General features: G+C 32.3%; 19 protein-coding genes and 2 tRNA genes. 17 read left to right on the top strand and 4 right to left on the bottom strand.

Translation table 11 applies throughout. The features are described from left to right. Position 1: 1 nt before the first annotated feature. Positions 2-1,024, top strand: a complete 1,023-nt coding sequence (locus MSM_RS04255; protein ID WP_011954126.1) for a hydantoinase/oxoprolinase family protein — start codon at positions 2-4, stop codon at positions 1,022-1,024. 20 nt (positions 1,025-1,044) lie between these two features. On the opposite strand, the gene MSM_RS04250 is transcribed toward MSM_RS04255, so the two are convergent. After that, entirely contained in the window at positions 1,045-1,611 is a 567-nt protein-coding gene (locus MSM_RS04250; RefSeq protein ID WP_011954125.1) for a CDP-2,3-bis-(O-geranylgeranyl)-sn-glycerol synthase, read from the bottom strand. Between the two features lie 173 nt (positions 1,612-1,784). On the opposite strand from MSM_RS04250, the gene tes reads away from it, so the two are divergent. The 8 genes from tes (at position 1,785) to MSM_RS04210 (ending at position 7,394) form a co-directional block, all read left to right on the top strand. Then, positions 1,785-3,281: a tetraether lipid synthase Tes gene (gene tes / locus MSM_RS04245; protein ID WP_011954124.1), complete on the top strand. Its 1,497-nt coding sequence runs from the start codon at positions 1,785-1,787 to the stop codon at positions 3,279-3,281. Between the two features lie 12 nt (positions 3,282-3,293). Further along, a complete protein-coding gene (locus MSM_RS04240) occupies positions 3,294-4,283 on the top strand; it encodes a beta-ribofuranosylaminobenzene 5'-phosphate synthase (RefSeq protein ID WP_011954123.1) in 990 nt (329 codons plus the stop codon). Between the two features lie 9 nt (positions 4,284-4,292). Next, positions 4,293-4,778, top strand: coding sequence for a homoaconitase small subunit (gene hacB / locus MSM_RS04235; RefSeq protein WP_011954122.1), 486 nt, complete (start codon positions 4,293-4,295; stop codon positions 4,776-4,778). Between the two features lie 25 nt (positions 4,779-4,803). Next, the gene (locus tag MSM_RS04230; protein WP_011954121.1) at positions 4,804-5,430 is read left to right on the top strand and encodes an HVO_0476 family zinc finger protein; all 627 of its coding nucleotides are present in this window, start codon (positions 4,804-4,806) and stop codon (positions 5,428-5,430) included. Between the two features lie 5 nt (positions 5,431-5,435). Next, the gene (locus MSM_RS04225) at positions 5,436-6,716 is read left to right on the top strand and encodes a tRNA (N(6)-L-threonylcarbamoyladenosine(37)-C(2))-methylthiotransferase (protein ID WP_004035564.1); all 1,281 of its coding nucleotides are present in this window, start codon (positions 5,436-5,438) and stop codon (positions 6,714-6,716) included. Between the two features lie 199 nt (positions 6,717-6,915). Continuing rightward, positions 6,916-7,116, top strand: coding sequence for a histone family protein (locus MSM_RS04220; RefSeq protein ID WP_004033084.1), 201 nt, complete (start codon positions 6,916-6,918; stop codon positions 7,114-7,116). A 130-nt stretch (positions 7,117-7,246) separates the two neighbouring features. Then, positions 7,247-7,318, top strand: a tRNA-Val gene (locus MSM_RS04215). Positions 7,319-7,321: 3 nt separating this feature from the next. Continuing rightward, positions 7,322-7,394 (top strand) — tRNA-Phe (locus MSM_RS04210). Positions 7,395-7,513: 119 nt separating this feature from the next. Here MSM_RS04210 and deoC read toward each other — a convergent pair. Continuing rightward, entirely contained in the window at positions 7,514-8,236 is a 723-nt protein-coding gene (gene deoC / locus MSM_RS04205) for a deoxyribose-phosphate aldolase (protein ID WP_011954120.1), read from the bottom strand. Between the two features lie 76 nt (positions 8,237-8,312). After that, positions 8,313-9,977 carry a tRNA uridine(34) 5-carboxymethylaminomethyl modification radical SAM/GNAT enzyme Elp3 gene (locus tag MSM_RS04200; RefSeq protein ID WP_011954119.1) on the bottom strand — a complete coding sequence of 555 codons (1,665 nt, stop codon included), beginning with the start codon at positions 9,975-9,977 and terminating at the stop codon, positions 8,313-8,315. Between the two features lie 115 nt (positions 9,978-10,092). On the opposite strand from MSM_RS04200, the gene MSM_RS04195 reads away from it, so the two are divergent. Next, entirely contained in the window at positions 10,093-10,371 is a 279-nt protein-coding gene (locus MSM_RS04195) for a PRC-barrel domain-containing protein (protein ID WP_011954118.1), read from the top strand. Positions 10,372-10,401: 30 nt separating this feature from the next. After that, positions 10,402-10,698 (top strand): DUF2098 domain-containing protein, encoded by a 297-nt coding sequence (locus MSM_RS04190; protein WP_011954117.1) that lies wholly within the window; start codon positions 10,402-10,404, stop codon positions 10,696-10,698. A gap of 17 nt (positions 10,699-10,715) precedes the next feature. Here MSM_RS04190 and MSM_RS04185 read toward each other — a convergent pair whose 3' ends face one another. Continuing rightward, positions 10,716-12,797: a DEAD/DEAH box helicase gene (locus MSM_RS04185; protein ID WP_011954116.1), complete on the bottom strand. Its 2,082-nt coding sequence runs from the start codon at positions 12,795-12,797 to the stop codon at positions 10,716-10,718. Positions 12,798-12,937: 140 nt separating this feature from the next. Here MSM_RS04185 and MSM_RS04180 point away from each other — a divergent pair, with 140 nt between their 5' ends. The 6 genes from MSM_RS04180 to MSM_RS04155 all read left to right on the top strand — a co-directional run bounded on the left by MSM_RS04180 (position 12,938) and on the right by MSM_RS04155 (position 16,903). Then, complete coding sequence (locus tag MSM_RS04180; RefSeq protein ID WP_011954115.1) at positions 12,938-13,198, top strand: thioredoxin family protein; 261 nt, start codon at positions 12,938-12,940, stop codon at positions 13,196-13,198. Positions 13,199-13,228: 30 nt separating this feature from the next. Next, positions 13,229-14,314 carry a cobalt-precorrin-5B (C(1))-methyltransferase CbiD gene (gene cbiD / locus MSM_RS04175; RefSeq protein ID WP_004033091.1) on the top strand — a complete coding sequence of 362 codons (1,086 nt, stop codon included), beginning with the start codon at positions 13,229-13,231 and terminating at the stop codon, positions 14,312-14,314. Continuing rightward, a complete protein-coding gene (locus tag MSM_RS04170) occupies positions 14,311-15,390 on the top strand; it encodes a glycosyltransferase family 4 protein (RefSeq protein WP_011954114.1) in 1,080 nt (359 codons plus the stop codon). Before cbiD ends, MSM_RS04170 begins: the two co-directional genes overlap by 4 nt. Continuing rightward, a complete protein-coding gene (locus MSM_RS04165; protein ID WP_004033093.1) occupies positions 15,390-16,259 on the top strand; it encodes a shikimate kinase in 870 nt (289 codons plus the stop codon). Before MSM_RS04170 ends, MSM_RS04165 begins: the two co-directional genes overlap by 1 nt. Before the next feature lie 118 nt (positions 16,260-16,377). Further along, positions 16,378-16,713: a chorismate mutase gene (locus tag MSM_RS04160; protein WP_004033094.1), complete on the top strand. Its 336-nt coding sequence runs from the start codon at positions 16,378-16,380 to the stop codon at positions 16,711-16,713. Beyond that, positions 16,706-16,903 (top strand): 30S ribosomal protein S17e, encoded by a 198-nt coding sequence (locus MSM_RS04155; RefSeq protein WP_011954113.1) that lies wholly within the window; start codon positions 16,706-16,708, stop codon positions 16,901-16,903. Before MSM_RS04160 ends, MSM_RS04155 begins: the two co-directional genes overlap by 8 nt. Positions 16,904-16,941: the final 38 nt, after the last annotated feature.

Below are 16,941 nucleotides of genomic sequence, written 5' to 3'. Positions count from 1 at the left end.
AATGAAAGTAGCAGGTTTTGATATTGGCGGTGCAAACACTGACTTGGCAGTTGTTGATTTTGAAAATAATGAAGTAAAAAATATTGAAGTGGATTTTGCTTATCTTCCGATGTGGAGCAATAATGAAGCATTACCTAAAGTTTTAACTGAATTGATTGAAAATATTTGTCCGATTGATGAAATTGATGCTGTAGGAATATCTATGACTGCAGAATTGGTGGATGCATATGATACAAAAAAAGACGGAGTTTTAGATGTTGTTAAAAAATGTGAGGAAACTTTTGAGTGTCCGACAGCTTATGTTGGAATTGATGGGATGTTATCAAAAGAAGAAATTGAAAAAACTCCTTTAAAGGCAGCAGCTGCTAACTGGATAGCTACTGCCCAAATAGCTACATTAATAAGTGATAATTGTATTTTCATAGATACTGGAAGTACAACAACTGATATTATTCCAATTAAAGACGGAAAAGAATGTGCAATTGGAAGATCAGATTTTGAAAGACTGGCTACCGGCGAACTGGTATATACAGGAACATTAAGAACCAATTTGGCCAGCTTCTTGGATAAGGTTCAGTTACATGGAAAAGAATACAGGGTAGCTTCCGAGTTATTTGCACAAACTGCAGATGTTTATACTGTTTTGGATTTAATAACTTTAGATGATTATGTTTGCGATACTTTTGATGGTGAAAACAAGTCTAAAAAAAGTTGTATGAAAAGAATAGCAAGAGTATTGTGTGCTGATTTGGATTCATTAAGTGAAGATGATGTTGTTGAATTAGCTAAATTCACTCATCAAAAGCAGGTTGAACAAATTGCAGATGCTTTAAAACAGGTATCTGAAACTCAAAATTTGGATTTAATTGTAACTACTGGTCTTGGAAAAGATATTTTAGATAAAAAAGCTGCAGAATTCTTAGGTCTTGAAGTTAAATCTATGGATACCATTTTAACTGATGAAGAATGTGTTGTTGCACCGGCAGTTGGTACTGCAGTGATGATGAACAAATTTTTAAATTAAAAAAAGTTTAAATGTGTGGTTTAATACCATACATCTTTTATTCCTATTAAGTAAGCTCCGGTATTGGCCACTAAATGTATAATCAATGTTAATACAACAGCTATTGCAATAATTGTTATGGAAAAGCTTACCATTACTGAACTGAATATTAAAGCAACAATAAGAAAATCAATCTGGTCTAAAATGGGGGCAGGTTTTCCCTGTCCAATTCCCACTCTTCTTTTTAAAAAACTTCCTACTGCATCCCCAACCATTGCACCGAATCCAAGTAAAAATCCTACTATTATTCCTTCTACTAAATTTGTACAGATGGGAGTATAAATAAATTCTCCAAAGTTTTCAAGTATTATTGGCCCAAGCAATCCCTGAATTGCTCCCATAAGGGTTCCCATAATTGTCCCACCGATTAATCCTCTCCATGTAACTCCGTTACCTATCCATCGGTTGCCATTTTTGTCTGTTTTTTTGAAATCTAAAGGAAGGCCTCCTCCAAAGACTAATGCAGAACCGTTTGACACATAAGCAGGCAATATAAAGTATAGGATAGTAATACAAGCCATTATAAAAATTTGGGTATTATCAACCATATATGTTCCTCATTTTTTTATTAAGTTTTATCTTTGTATGTGTTATCTTTTATATTTAATGTTAAAACATTAATTAACTTTAAATATTAAATTGAGTTAATATATTTATATTATGTAATGAATGGTTAATAGTTTATTAATTATTAGCAAAGGGTGATTTTGTGAGAATAAAAATGACAAAAAGTTTGTGTCCAATTTGTTTCAAACCACTTGATGCAGAGGTTTTTGATGAAGACGGTAAAATCTTGATTAAAAAAACCTGTGATGAACATGGTGAGTTTGTAAATACATATTGGAGTGATGATAAGCTTTATAATAGGGTTAAACAATTTGAACCTACAATAACTTCAGTTGAAAACCCTTCTGTAGAGAAATTCGGAGATTGTCCTAATAATTGTGGGCTTTGTGAAGACCATGAAACCTCCACTGTGTTAGGTTTAATTGATGTTACAAATAGATGTAATTTAAGATGTCCTGTTTGTTTTGCAAATGCGGCTGTTTCCGGACGTTTGTATGAACCTACACAGGATGAAATTAGGGAAATGTTAAGGAACCTGAGGAATTTAAAACCTCATCCAACTCCAGCTATTCAATATGCGGGTGGTGAACCGACTGTTAGGAAGGATTTGGTCGAACTTGTAGCTATGGCTAAAGAAGAAGGTTTTACTCATGTTCAAATAGCTACTAATGGTTTAAGATTAGCTAGAAAAGAAAATTTTGCAAAAGAATTAAAAGATGCTGGTTTAAACACAGTATACTTGGCTTTTGATGGTGTAACTCCTGAACCATATATCAATAACAGAGGTAAAAATTTACTTCCTCAAAAGATTCAGGCTATTGAAAATTGTAGAAAAGCAGGTCTTGGTGTAGTTCTTGTTCCAACATTAATTAAAGGTGTCAATGATCAGCAAATCGGTGAAATTATTAAATTTGCATTTGATCATAGGGAAAATGTTTATGGAGTCAATTTCCAGCCGGTTTCATTTTCAGGAAGAACTCCTGCAAGTCAGGTTGAAGAACAAAGGATAACTATTCCTGATTTTGTTAATGAGATTGCTAAACAAACTCATGGTGATGTAAATGTTGATGATTTTTATCCTCCATCTTCTGTAGAACCATTTGCACGTTTTATCGGTGCTCTTGAAGGCGAAAGTCCGGGTGTTACTTTAAACTGTAATCAGCACTGTGGAATAGCTACTTATGTGTTTATGGAAGAAACTGAAGGGAAAAATACATTAAACAATTTGATTCCTATTACTAAATTCATTGATGTTGAAGGGTTATTTGAATTATTGGACAAATATTCCGACAAACTTGAAAAAGGTGGATTTGGAATTAAGAAAAGGGTTGAAGCTAGTGCTGTGAAAAACCTTCCCAAATTGATTAATACTAATGAAGTACCTGAAGGTTTGGATATTAAGAAAATATTGTTAAATGTATTTACTAAAAGATCTTATGATGCTTTAGGAGAATTTTCAAAAGATGCTATGCTTATTTCCTGTATGCACTTTATGGATCCATTTAATTTTGATGAAGATAGAGTTAAAAAATGTATTATTCATTATGCAACTCCAGACGGTAGAATTATTCCGTTCTGTACTATGAATTCCATGTATCGTGAAAGTGTGGAAGAAGAATTCTCAACACCTTTAAAAGAAGATAAAAACTGAGGGTTTAAATACATGATTATTAAGTCACCTTCAAGACTTCATTTAACTTTAATTGATATGAATGGGTCTTATGGAAGGATAGATGGAGGAATAGGTCTTACAATTAAAGACCCTAACTTTGTCTTATACGGAGAACCGGCAGAAAAAGGAATCACTGTTGATTTCAAGGATAATACTCAATTTAACGATGTGATTCGTAATGAATGTGTATCTAAAATAACTTCTGCAGCACAAAAAGTAATTGACCATTTTGATATTGACGAAGGATTTTATTTTAGAGTGGATAAAGCTTATCTTCCTCATTCTGGTTTAGGTTCTGGAACTCAAATGGGTTTATCAACCGGAAAGCTTATTGCTGAACATATTGGTGCTTATTCAAACGGATATTCTTTAGGAGAAATTATCGGACGTGGAGGAACTTCCGGAATTGGTGTGTTTTCATTTGATTTTGGGGGATTTATTGTAGATGGTGGACATAGCTTAAAATCAAAATCATCATTTTTACCATCATCTGCTTCACAAGCTAAACCTCCTCAATTATTGGCTCACTATGATTTTCCTGATGATTGGGAGATTTTACTGGTTATTCTTGATTCCAAAAATACAGTAAACGGTCAAAAGGAAGTAAACATATTTCAGGATTACTGTCCTGTTCCTAAAAATGAAGTGGAACAAACTTCCCACATTATATTTATGAATATGATTCCTTTTTTACTTGAAAGGGATTTGCCAGCATTTGGCCATTCAATTGATGAAATTCAAAAAAGAGGATTTAAAAATGTGGAAGTTTCGCTTCAGTCTCAACAAATCAGGGATTTGACGGATAAATTAAGGGAAATTGGAGCTTATGGTGTAGGTATGAGCTCTTTTGGACCTACAGTTTATTCAGTATTTGATAAAAATAATAAACACATAGTTGAAGAGATTAAAGAGTATGTCGGAAACAGAGGCATAGTTCTTACAACTAAAGCACAAAATTATGGTCATGAAATCCAAAAATAAGTGGTATATATGGATATAATTAAAGGAAAAACATGGACTTTTGGTGAAAATATTGATACGGATGTTATTATTCCCGGAAGATATTTGAGAACCTTTAATCCTCAAGATTTGGCTGATCATGTACTTGAAGGAGAACGTCCAGATTTTACAAAGAATGTTAAAAAAGGAGACATAATAGTAGCTGATGAAAATTTTGGTTGCGGTTCATCAAGAGAGCAGGCTCCAGTAGCTATTAAAACTGCAGGTGTAGATGCTATTGTGGCTAAATCTTTCGCCAGAATTTTTTACAGAAATGCAATTAACATTGGATTGCCAGTAATTGTTTGTGATATTCAGGCAAAAGACGGAGATATTATAAACATTGATTTGTCAAAAGGAATATTAACTAATGAAACTACTGGTGAATCAGTTACTTTTGAACCTTTTAAAGAGTTTATGTTAGATATTTTAGAAGATAATGGTCTTGTTAATCATTATCTAAAAGAAAAACAATAATTTTTATTTTTTGGAGGCATTAATAATGGAGTGTCCAATTTGCGGTTCTGATGATTTTGATATTTTAAATTCAAAGCAGAAATCATCTAAAAAGAAGATTACGGAAGAATATTTATTAAAATGTGTAGATTGCGGTCATGTTTTTAAAAATGTTGTTTCATCTAAAAAACCTCAATTGTATAGGGTTATTATTTCAAAGCAGGGTGAATCTATAAAAACATTCATCGAATTATCCCCTAATGATGAATTGGCTGTTGGAGATAGTTTGCTTACTGAAGAAGGTCAGGTTGAAATAACAAGTATTGAAACTGAAAATAAACGTGTTAAAAAAGCTTTAGTTGAAGATATTGTTACAATATGGGCCAATTCAGTTGAAATTCCTGCACGTATAGGATTTTCTGTTGATTTGCATGGTGAAGTCGATTCATATAAATTGGATTTGGACAGGGATTTCCAGATATCTACAGAAGATATTGTTAAAATTGATAAGCACATTGTTAGAATACATGTTATTAAAACACAGGAACGTAAAATTACTTCCGGATTTGCAAGAGCTGAAGTAATTAAAAGAGTTTATGGAAAACCTGTTAAATTCAATAATTTCGATTATGATTTAACCAAATATATTGTTAAGAAAACATTAAGCGAGTAAGTTTCATGAAAGTATATATTGACACATATGGCTGTACATTCAATAAAGCCGACGCTCAGATAATGGGGGGAGTTTTAAAAGAAAATCATATTGATTTGGTTGATTCTCCTGAACTGGCAGATGTTATAATTGTAAATACATGTTATGTAAAGCTCCCGACTGAAAATAAGGTAGTTTATAAAATTCAGCAGTTGCAGGAAAAATTTCCAGATAAAAAAGTTATCGTAAGCGGGTGCATGGTTGAAATTGATCCTGAAAAATTAGAAAAAGTAGCTCCTGACTGCAGCTGGATAGGACCTCATCAACTTAATAAAACAGCAGATGTAGTTAACGGAACTTATTGTGGCAGGGTTATTCGTGAGTGCGGATTTTCAAAAGACAGTAAAGTTGGGGTTCCTAAAGTTTCTGATGGTTCTTTAATTCACATAATTCAAATAGCTGAGGGCTGTTTGGGAGCATGTACTTTTTGCTGTACTCGTTTTGCAAGAGGACCATTAAACAGTTATCCGATTAAGGATATAGTTGCCGAAGCTAAAAAAGCTATTGATGATGGTGCTGTTGAAATTCAGCTTACTGCTCAGGACACTGCCGCTTTCGGATATGATAGTGGCGAAAAACTGTCTGATTTAATTAAAGAAGTGGCTAATTTGGATGGAGAATTTCGTGTTCGTGTTGGAATGATGCATCCTAAAAACATTTTAAATAATGTTGATGAAATAATTGATGCAATTAAACATCCGAAGGTATATAATTTCATTCATTTGCCTGTACAAACAGGAAGCAATAAAGTTTTATCTGAAATGAGAAGAGGCCATACACTGGATCAGTATCTGGATATTGTTTCAAAATTTAAAAGTGAAATTCCGGATTTGACCTTGGCGGTAGATATTATTGTCGGATATCCAACTGAAAGTGATGAAGATTTCCAGTTAACTGTTGATTTACTTAGAAATATAAAACCAAGTTTGATTCATTTGTCAAAATATCAGCATAGGAAAGGTGCAGTTTCATCTTCTCTTAAGGAAATTCCCCATGAAGTCATGAAAAAAAGGTCTAGGAATTTGTCTAGAATCAAAACTGAAATTACTGAAGAAGAAAACAAAGAATTAGTTGGTTCTGTTCAAAATGCCGTTGTTGTGGAAGTAGGTTCTAAAGGTGGATTTATAGCTAAAACAGATTCTTATATTCCAGTAATTGTTGACGGTGTTAATTTAGGAGACTTTATTAAGGTTAAAATCACTGATGCAACAGCTACTTACCTTAAGGGTGATGTTGTGTCAAAATAATTTTTTATTTTTCTGTTATGGTTTATTTTTCTATCATTGCTTATTTTTGTTCTTCAATTATTAACTTTGTTTTTTAAATTTTCCAATTTGGAAAATGATATACTATTATGTTTATGGTTATTGTATAAAGGGTAAATAGCCATTATTGCCGATACATTTATATACTATATGGTACTATGTTTTAATTGGAGGTGTCATTATGAGTGAATTACCAATCGCACCAGTCGGTCGTATCTTAAAAAATGCTGGCGCACAAAGAATTAGTGATGATGCAAAAATTGCATTAGCTGAAGCATTAGAAGAAAAAGGTGACGCAATTGCACAAAAAGCTGTAAATTTCGCACGCCACGCTGGTAGAAAAACTGTAAAAGCTGAAGATATCAAATTAGCTATCAAATAGGCTTTTTAACAATTTATTAAATCTATTGGCCATTTTCTTGGTCAATTTTTTATATTTTTATTTTTCATCGGTTTTTATTGTAACAGATAACTTTATATACTATGTTAAATAAAATAAGTAATGTTGCATAGGACCGGTGGTCTAGGGGTATGATTCCTCCTTGACATGGAGGAGATCACGAGTTCGAATCTCGTTCGGTCCATATGCCATGGTAGTTCAGTTGGGAGAACGCCAGACTGAAGATCTGGATGTCGCTGGTTCAAGTCCGGCCCATGGCATTAACTACTTTTAAAATATTTATTATCTTTATTTGAACTGACTATTTTTTTAAAATATTGTTATTTATTAAAAAAAGTTATTTTTTATTTAAATTTAAAAAAAGTGATGGATTAAGATTCTAATCGAATCTTATTGGTTTTGGTGTTACTTGAGTGTTTTCTCTTAAAGTACGGTATTTATCTACAATTTCGTATCCGTTGTCACTGCCGATTAAATCAGCCCCACCTGTTAAAAGCTGATTAGCTAATTTATATGTATCTACGCCACCATAAATTTCAATTTTAAGTTGTGGTGCATATTTTTGGATTATGTTAATATCATTAACTTTTGAATAAATATTGTCTGGGGCAATGAATCCTGTGGATGTTTTGATGAAATCCACTTTATTTTCTTCCAGTACTTTTGCAATACTTGCTTTTTCACTGTCTTCTATTGCCTGCATTTCAACAATGACTTTTAAGGTTTTATCTCCTAAAAGTTCTCTTAACTGGCTGAGTTCTTCATGGATTAAGTTATATTTATGATCTTTTAGGTGGTTTAAATTGATTACTGCTTCAATTTCATCTGCTCCGTCTTCAAGAGCTTTAGCTGCTTGTGCTACTTTACCTTCTGTTGTTTCAAAACCTAAAGGAAATCCAACAACAGTACTTATTTTTGTAGTACTGTCAGCTAATTTTTCTTTAGCTAATGATACATATGTCGGACTTATTGTAATGGAATTAAAGTTTAGTTCTCCCAATTTATCTAAATATTCTTCCATTTCTTCTTCACTTATCATGTTATTTAAGTTTATACAATTGATAAGGCTTGCTAACTCTTTTGAGTTTTTTATTTTATACATTATATAACACTCCTATATAAGTAATTTAATTAGTAATATTACGAATAATCTATATAATACTTTTGTCTTGATTTTTTCAGATTAATTTTTTAGCCATATATGGACCTTTTCTTTCATATCCAAATTTACGATAATAATTTCTGGTTCCGATTCCGCTAATTATAGCTATTTCATCTTTTCCTTTCTTGATAGCTAATTTTTCAGCTTCTTTTAATAGTTTTTCTCCAAATCCTGTGTGTTGACCTATTTTTGGATTTTTACCACCTATTTTAATCATATTTCCATAGACGTGCAATTCACGTATAAGTGCAGTTTCATCGCTGATTTCAGGTCTGTAGTGATTTGGTGAAGGAATTCTGAATCTTAAAAATCCTGCGATACTTTCTTCGTTTTTATCTTCAATTGATAAAAAGGTTTCTTCACCGCCGCATGCATTGTATGATTCTTTAAATAATTTAAAATCATCTAAACTATATTCCTGACTTGTTTTTTTATGACCTATTTCGCGGCAGCGGATACATTGGCAGTTAATGTCATGTTCTTTTAATTTGTTGTAAACCAGTTCTCCAAGGTTGGATTTTTGAACTCCTGCTTCAATTAATGTTGATGGAATGTCTCTTTGAATTCTCATGGTTCTAACCCATTTTGGAAGAATCTGTTTAATTTTAACAATTAAATCAACAGCTTCTTCATCAGTATACGGATTATATTTTCCTTCTTTCCACAGGTCATATAACTCGCTGCCTTTGGTAACAAGACACGGGTAAATCTTAAGCATGTCCGGTTTAAAATTATCATCGCTAAATAGCTTTTTGAACATATTTAAATCTTCATCAGGACTTACAAACAATCCAGGCATCATATGCATTGCTACTTTTACGGCACTGTCACGAAGAAGTGTATTTGATTCTATTACATCAGCTATTGTATGGCCTCTTTTAATTTTAGTGTATAATTCGTCAGATAAAGTTTGAACACCTAATTCAACTCTTGTAACTCCAAAATCAAGCATTCTATTTATGTGTTCTTTTTTACAGTAGTCAGGACGTGTTTCAAATGTCATTCCGACACATCTTACTTTGGAATTTTCATTGGCTTTTTGAACATCATCAATAAGTACATAATTGCTTGGTTCATAGCTTTTAAGAATATCTTTTTCAAAGCATTTTATTTCTGCAGGATCTAAATTGTATTCGTTGTCTTCAGGTTTGTTTTTAAGTATCAATCCAAAATCAACCATTGCCTTTAGACATTGTGATACAAACCATTCCTGATAACATAAGTCTCTGGAAGGGAATGTTCCGCCCATTATGATGAGTTCCACTTTATCAATTGGGTGTCCTATTTTTTTAAGCTGTTTCAAACGGTTAAAACATTGTATATATGGATGAAATTCATACATTCTACCTCTTAGGGCTGCAGGTTCTTCACCGGTATAACTTGGTGGTGCATTGTTATTTTTTGGACAGTAAAAACACCTTCCGTGAGGGCATTCATGAGGATGGCACATTACAGCAACTATTGCAACACCGGACATTGTTCGGGTAGGTTTTTTCTTTAAGATGTTTGAAACAATTTCTTTTTCTTGGGGAGTTGCATATTCCAAAATATCTGCATTGCTCATAAATCTGGATAGCTTTAAGTCACGACATAACTGTCTTTTTTTGACTTCCAGCTCTTTTCTGGTGTTTATCTTGTTTTTTAAAATGTCCTCAATTATTATGCGACAAGCATTTTCCATATTATTCTAACCTTTTATAAATTTAATAGTTAATTATTTATATTGATATAATTATAATATTTACTGTTTTATAGAAGATATTTTCTTTAAAATATCTAAAAATAATGTGATAACTATGAATATTAAAGAAGTTTTAAACTCTAAAGTTTTAGATAAAAACGCATATGAAGTTGGAACTGTAAGTGATTTTGATATTGATCAAAAAGAAGGAACTATCAATTCCATGATTGTTTCTTTAAAAAAAGGAGTATTTTCTAAAGAAGAACTTGAAGTACCTTTCGAAGACATTGAAACCATTGGTGGATATGTTATTTTAGCTAAAGAATTACCTAAACCTGAAGAAGCTGAAGAAGAAGTTGAAGCTCAAAAAGTTGAAGTAGAAAAAGAAGAATAAATAAGTATTCTTAAAAAGGGGTTTTTAAAAATGATTGTTGATGCAAGAAATAGGGAAATAGATCTTGGATCACATGTAAGATATGTAGATACTGGAACTGTTGGTGAGGTTACTGACAGTAAAGTGGAAAATGATGCTTCCTGGGTTAAAATCGATAAAACTAATTTATGGTATCTTGCAAATAAATTAGAATTATTAAATGATGAAGATTTTAAAACTAAAACTTATCATGATGATAAGGATATAGATATTGAAGCCATTAAAAACTCTGAAAAAATGTTTGAGGATGTTGAAATATCTTCCAGTGCAGCTAATGGTGGAGGATAGTTTCATCCTTTCTTTTTTTAATGATTCATAGTAAATATTTTAACTTTACCTGCAAGTTTTGGACCGATACCTTCTACTTTTTGTAAATCTTTTTCACTGGCTTCACTTAAATTATCGCCGAATGTTTTCATAAGAAGTCTTGCTCTTTTTCTTCCAAGTCTTTTAACTCCTACAACAAGGGGGATTATATCTTCTTTTACTCCGTAATATAATCTGGCAGATAAATAATCCATGTCTTTCAGGTTGGAATAATTGCCAAGAACTTCAAGTGTGTTTTTAGCAAATTTAACTAAACGGGAAGCTTCATAAGCTGATCTTCTGGTAGATGCTGAATAAACATTGTATGCATTTTCAATTTCATACTCATTTCGCTCATCAATCCATTCGATTAAAGAAACGGCAGTGGCTTCGGGGTTTCCTATATCAACTGCAAAAAGGCCGCATTCAGACAGTTTGTCACGAACAGGGTCTTTGCTTTTTCTTCCTTTAAATGAAATTAATGGTAAATCAGGAGTTTCAGCTAATGCATAAATCATTTCTGCAGGGTTTAATTTTTCCATAGTTGAAACATATTCCTTAATTTTTACAGCTGTTTCAACTGCATAGTTTGATTTAGCTATTAGATTACCGAAGTCTGTTGTTTTAAGTCCTTCTGGGGTGGCTCTTATTATTCCATTTTGAAGCAGGAATTCAAGAGCGCTTTCAAGCTCCCAGTTTAAACTGTCCTGAGCAAACATGGACATGGATGGATTGTTTTTCATTTGGAATCCGTATAATGTTTTTCCAAAGAAATCATTTAAATCATCAAGGTTTTTGGAAAGTGAAGATGCGATTTGTGCTATAATCTGTTTGTAGATGGCATCTTTGTTGTCTATTAATTTTGAATTTGTTAATTCAATTTCACCGTTAACATAACGAGCTTCCAGGTCAAATGCCTCATCCATTGTTTTAGCTACCAAATAGGAATACCCTACATCATCATATTGCGGTCTTCCGGCTCTTCCGGACATCTGTTCATAATCAAAAACAGGTATTGATGCAGGACCGTTGCTTGTCCATCGGGTGTGGTCTCTGATTACCACATATTTTGATGGCAAATTAACACCATACATCAAACTTGGAGTTGCAGTAATCATCAGTATATTCCCGTTTCTGAATTCATCTTCAATTATTTCTTTCTGTTCATTGAAAAGTCCTGCATGATGGAATACAACTCCTTTTTCAGCAGCTTCAGCCAGTTTAAGACAGGTTGTAGTTGGAAGTGATCCTTTTTTCTTTGGAACTTCCAGTAATTTATCAGCTACCTGTTTAAATTTCTGTTTTTGTTCCTTTGTTGTTTTTTTATCTATTTTTTTAGCGACATAGGTAGCTAAGCTTTCTGTAAATCTTCTTGTTGACACAAAACTTAATGCTTGTGAATTGTCTTCAATAGCTTTTTCAACAATTTTTACAATAACATCGTTTTTATTTTTTGTATTGAACATTTCAGCATCCAAAACTTCTTTATTTAAAGGCACTGGTCTGTAATTATGTTCTACAGTTTTCCCGTCAAGCCACTGTTCAATTTCATCTATGTTTTTTAAAGTAGCTGAAAGAGCAATTATTCTTAAACTTGGATTGATAATTTTAGCTCTTGTAATAGCTGATTCTAATGTGGGTCCTCTTGAGTATTCTCCGATCATATGGAATTCGTCAATAATCAGTGTATCTACTTCACGAAGTACATTCCAGGAAAATCTTGTAAGCGCATCAAATGATTCAAAAACCATAACAGATAAATCGGAGTTGGATGGGTGTTTGCCTACTTTAATTCCATGTTCTTCAAAGGCTTTAAATTCTTTTACTTTTTCATTTTGAATTGAAAGAAGGGGTGCTGCATAAATGGCTTTTCCACCATTTAAAATAGTTTTCAGAGCAGGCAGAATTCCAAGTACTGTTTTACCACTGGCCGTTGGAATTGATATAATATAATTAGATTTATCTTCTAAGTATCCTGATTCGATTACTGCTTTTTGCGCGGGATTGAATTCCTTTATGTACGGATAAGCAGTATTTATTATTGTTTTTATATCATTTGACAAATTTTCCATAGTAATCATTTAAAATTTATTTTTTTCATATATAATAAATATTTGTAGTGTCCATTTGATGAATAATTTTTCTTAAAAACTTGTGCTAACAGTTATATATAAGTTTTCATAAATTATTCAATCAATTAATTTAATAGGAGATAAAAACCATGGTAGTGAAAGTAGAAGTATTTACATCTGATAGCTGTCCTCATTGTCCGGCTGCAGTTAATGTTGCTAATGAAGCAAAAGAAGTTTTAGGTGATGCTGCGGATATTATTGTTTGTAATATTGCTTCAGAAGAAAATAGGCAAAAAGCAATTGGCCTTGGAATTATGGCTGTTCCTACAATAGCTATTAATGATGAAGTGGCATTTGTTGGTGCACCTGCTTTAGATGAACTTGTTAATAAAGTTAAATCTTTGATTTAATTTTATCTTCTTTTTTTATAACTTGTAAACATGACAAATGAAAATTATACTGGAGTTACTACTGGAACTATAGCTACTGCCTGTTCTCTTGCAGCTTTGGAATCTATTTTGGATACTTCAGATATTGATTGTGTCAAAGTCAAAACACCTAAAAAAACTTTAGACATTATAATTGATGAATGCAAAAGGTTATCTCATTCTTCTGCCTGTGCTGTAGCTCATAAGAATCCTTATAATGATCCTGATGTTACTGTAGGTCTGGCTATTGTTGCTACTGTTGAATTATTGGATAAAACCAGTGATGGAGATAGTGTCATAATAACTGGTGGTGAGGGTGTTGGTAAAATAACAAAACCTGGCCTTCAAATTCCAGTGGGGGAATATGCAATAAATCCGGTTCCCCGCAGAATGATTAGGAAAAATTTGGAAAGGATTTTGCCGGAAGATAAAGTAGCTAAAGTAACAATTTCAATTCCTGAAGGTCGAAAGATAGCTAAAAAAACAATGAATCCTAAATTGGGTATTGTTGGAGGAATATCTGTCATTGGAACTACTGGAATAGCCAGATCCATGTCTAGTGAAGCTTATAAAAATTCCATTGTTACTCAAATAGATGTTGCATTGGCTTTAAATTTGGATAATCTGGTTTTTGTTCCGGGAAATATTGGTGAAAAATTGGCATTAAAGCAACTTGACATTACAAAGCAGCATATTATTCAGACTGGAAATTATGTGGGTTTTATGTTTGAGGAAGCCAAAAAAAGAGGAATTGATGAATTTACTTTCTTTGGTCACATTGGAAAGCTGATTAAAATAGCCGGTGGAATTTTTAACACCAAACATGCAATAGCAGACGGAAGACGGGAAATAATGATTACTCATGCAGGTATTTGCGGTGCTGATACAAAAACACTTCAGAAACTGTATGATTCTAAAACAACTGAAGACATGTTGGATATTTTAGATGAAGAAAATTTGCATTTGGATGTTTGTAATAGTATTGCATTGGCTATTAAAGAGAGATGTATGCAGAGATTTGATTTAGATTTAAATGTTATTTTGGTTGATATGGAAGGTAACTATTTAAATGATAATTTTGAAAGGTTTTTATTATGAAAATAGCAATGGTCGGTCAGTTTCCGCCTCATGTAGGTGGTGTAGGGGTTCATATTCATACTTTATCCAAGGAACTTGTAAAACAAGGTCATAAAGTTTATGTAATAACTTATCCTCATAAAGATATTGAAGATATTGAGGGTATTCATGTAATCGGAACCAAAGGAGTTAATATTCCTGGAATCCGTGGATTGATGTTTAAGATAAATGCAAAAAAAGCATTGGAAAACTTATTAAAAGAAGTTGATATTGATATTATCCATGGCCATTACCTGTTTCCTGCAGGGGCAGCAAGTGTTGAAGTTGGAAAAAAACATGGTATTAAAACATATATAACTGCACATGGTTCTGACATGTTTGAAATGTATAAAAAACAGTTTTTCATGAGGCCTATTATTAAAAAAGTATTAAAAAAGGCAGATGTTATTTTTGCAGTAAGCAATGCTTTGAAAGATGAAATATTAGCTACTAAAGTTCCTGGAATTGAAAATAAAACAAGGTTGTATTGGAATTCTGTGGATATTGATAAGTTTAATAATAATTCAAATACTCAGTTCAAATCACAATTTAAAAATGATAAGCCCATTGTTCTTTTTGTAGGCAATATTATCAAACGTAAAAATGTAAATTCTTTACTGGAAGCTAAAAAAATAGCTAAAACTGATTATAATCTTGTTGTTGTAGGAAATGGTCCTCTTTTAAAACAGCTTAAGGATAAAGCAGAAAAAGAAAATATTTCTGATGTTTATTTCACAGGGGCCAGAAATGATGTGGAAAATATTATGCCATGTGCAGATATGCTTGTGTTGCCGTCTTTTTCAGAAAGTTTCGGGCTGGTTTTAATTGAAGCTCTGGCCTGCGGAAAACCCGTTATCGGAAGTGATGTTGGGGGAATTAAAGAAATTATAACTCCTGGAGTGGGGCTGTTAATTGACCCGAACAGTCCTGAAACTATATCTGATGCTATTGATAAGATGATTTTGGATGATGAATTTAGAAGTAATTTAGCTTCAAATGCAAGAAACAGGGCTAAAATATTCAGTAAAGTTGAAATTCCTTATGATGAGGTAAAATAATGAAAAAATCAGTAAGGTCTCCAGGTTCAGCAACAGTAATTAATGCAATAGCTACAGGTTTCGGTGCTGCTTTTGGTATAGGTTTGGATATAAAATGCTGTGCCAATACTCAAAATAGTTCTATAACCTGCTCTAATGATGTTGGAGCACCAACTACATTGATGGAGATTTGTGCTAAAAAAACTTTTGAAAAATATGGAATTTCTTCAGATGATTTTGGAATGAATTTTAAGACAGAATCAGAACTGCCGATGGCATCAGGATTATCAAGCAGCAGTGCATTATCTAATGCTGTTGTAAGTATATCTTCCAAAATTATTGCAGAAGAATTTAATTTAATGCCTCTTGATGATTTGGAAATAATCAATTTAGCTATTGATGCATCTCTTGAGGCAAAAGTTACTATAACCGGATCATTTGATGATGCAACAGCTTCATATTTTGGAGGAGTTGTTGTTACAGATAACAAAAATAGAAAATTCATCATCAAAGAGAAAATGGAAGAATATCCTGTTTTGGTTTATATGCCTAATTTTGGTTCTAAATCCGGAAGTTCTGATGTTGGCCGTATGAAAGTGCTGTCACCACTTGTTGAAACAGCTTTCGGATTGGCCAGATCAGGAGATTATTTTAAAGCACTTAATTTAAATGGTTTAATTTATGCAAACACTTTAGGTTTTGATTCCAATATAGCTATTGATGCTTTGGAAGTTGGTGCAATAGCTTCAGGTTTATCTGGAACTGGATCATCATTTGTAGCTATATGTGAGGATGAAGCAATTGATGATATTAAGGAAACTTGGTCCAAATATGAAGGAAGGGTTATTGAAACAAAAGTTGATAACATCGGGTGTCAGTTTATAGGATAATAATTTTATGTATGACCAAAATAAATTTTTATTAGAAACGTCAAATAATCCATAGTATTAAATAGTATAATACTAATAAATTATATTATTATCATTATTATCAAAAGATGGTGATTTCTTGAAAAATAATTACAAGCTAAAATCTTTTAAAGATAAAAAAGATGCCGAGAAAGTGCTTTTAGACTCTAGAAAACGCATTGATGAAATTGATAATGAAATTTTTGATTTAATTTGTCAGAGAACTTCATTTGCTATGGATATAGCTCTTGCAAAGGACTATATTGGCATGCCTGTATATGATAAGAAAAGAGAGGATTCAATTCATAAAAAAATTGGGGAGTTGTCTGAAAAAAACCATATTGATGTTGATATTAGTAATCAAATCATGGATATGCTAACTACATTAAGTAAAAATGAGCAAAAAGAAATTTTAAGGAGGAATGTTAATGGGTAATATTAGAACTTCATTTGTTAAACGTTTAGCAAAAGAGCTTATAGAAACTCACAAAGGAGTCTTCACTACTGATTTTGACCAAAATAAAAAATTAGTTATGGAATATTCCACTGTAAGTACTAAACATTTAAGAAATAAAATCGCTGGATATGTTACAAGACTTGTGAGATTAGAACAAACTCAAGAATAAGTCTTTTTCATTTTTTTTAATTTTTTTTATTATTATCA

Origin of the sequence: Methanobrevibacter smithii ATCC 35061 (assembly GCF_000016525.1) — an archaeon.
Lineage (GTDB): Archaea > Methanobacteriota > Methanobacteria > Methanobacteriales > Methanobacteriaceae > Methanocatella > Methanocatella smithii.
This window is presented reverse-complemented; position numbering and strand designations above follow the sequence as displayed.

Bases quoted from the DNA above. Each gene is read 5' to 3' on its own strand.
- MSM_RS04255 (WP_011954126.1), top strand. From the start codon at position 2: ATGAAAGTAGCAGGTTTTGATATTGGCGGTGCAAACACTGACTTGGCA.
- MSM_RS04250 (WP_011954125.1), bottom strand. From the start codon at position 1,611: ATGGTTGATAATACCCAAATTTTTATAATGGCTTGTATTACTATCCTA.
- tes (WP_011954124.1), top strand. From the start codon at position 1,785: ATGACAAAAAGTTTGTGTCCAATTTGTTTCAAACCACTTGATGCAGAG.
- MSM_RS04240 (WP_011954123.1), top strand. From the start codon at position 3,294: ATGATTATTAAGTCACCTTCAAGACTTCATTTAACTTTAATTGATATG.
- hacB (WP_011954122.1), top strand. From the start codon at position 4,293: ATGGATATAATTAAAGGAAAAACATGGACTTTTGGTGAAAATATTGAT.
- MSM_RS04230 (WP_011954121.1), top strand. From the start codon at position 4,804: ATGGAGTGTCCAATTTGCGGTTCTGATGATTTTGATATTTTAAATTCA.
- MSM_RS04225 (WP_004035564.1), top strand. From the start codon at position 5,436: ATGAAAGTATATATTGACACATATGGCTGTACATTCAATAAAGCCGAC.
- MSM_RS04220 (WP_004033084.1), top strand. From the start codon at position 6,916: ATGAGTGAATTACCAATCGCACCAGTCGGTCGTATCTTAAAAAATGCT.
- deoC (WP_011954120.1), bottom strand. From the start codon at position 8,236: ATGTATAAAATAAAAAACTCAAAAGAGTTAGCAAGCCTTATCAATTGT.
- MSM_RS04200 (WP_011954119.1), bottom strand. From the start codon at position 9,977: ATGGAAAATGCTTGTCGCATAATAATTGAGGACATTTTAAAAAACAAG.
- MSM_RS04195 (WP_011954118.1), top strand. From the start codon at position 10,093: ATGAATATTAAAGAAGTTTTAAACTCTAAAGTTTTAGATAAAAACGCA.
- MSM_RS04190 (WP_011954117.1), top strand. From the start codon at position 10,402: ATGATTGTTGATGCAAGAAATAGGGAAATAGATCTTGGATCACATGTA.
- MSM_RS04185 (WP_011954116.1), bottom strand. From the start codon at position 12,797: ATGATTACTATGGAAAATTTGTCAAATGATATAAAAACAATAATAAAT.
- MSM_RS04180 (WP_011954115.1), top strand. From the start codon at position 12,938: ATGGTAGTGAAAGTAGAAGTATTTACATCTGATAGCTGTCCTCATTGT.
- cbiD (WP_004033091.1), top strand. From the start codon at position 13,229: ATGACAAATGAAAATTATACTGGAGTTACTACTGGAACTATAGCTACT.
- MSM_RS04170 (WP_011954114.1), top strand. From the start codon at position 14,311: ATGAAAATAGCAATGGTCGGTCAGTTTCCGCCTCATGTAGGTGGTGTA.
- MSM_RS04165 (WP_004033093.1), top strand. From the start codon at position 15,390: ATGAAAAAATCAGTAAGGTCTCCAGGTTCAGCAACAGTAATTAATGCA.
- MSM_RS04155 (WP_011954113.1), top strand. From the start codon at position 16,706: ATGGGTAATATTAGAACTTCATTTGTTAAACGTTTAGCAAAAGAGCTT.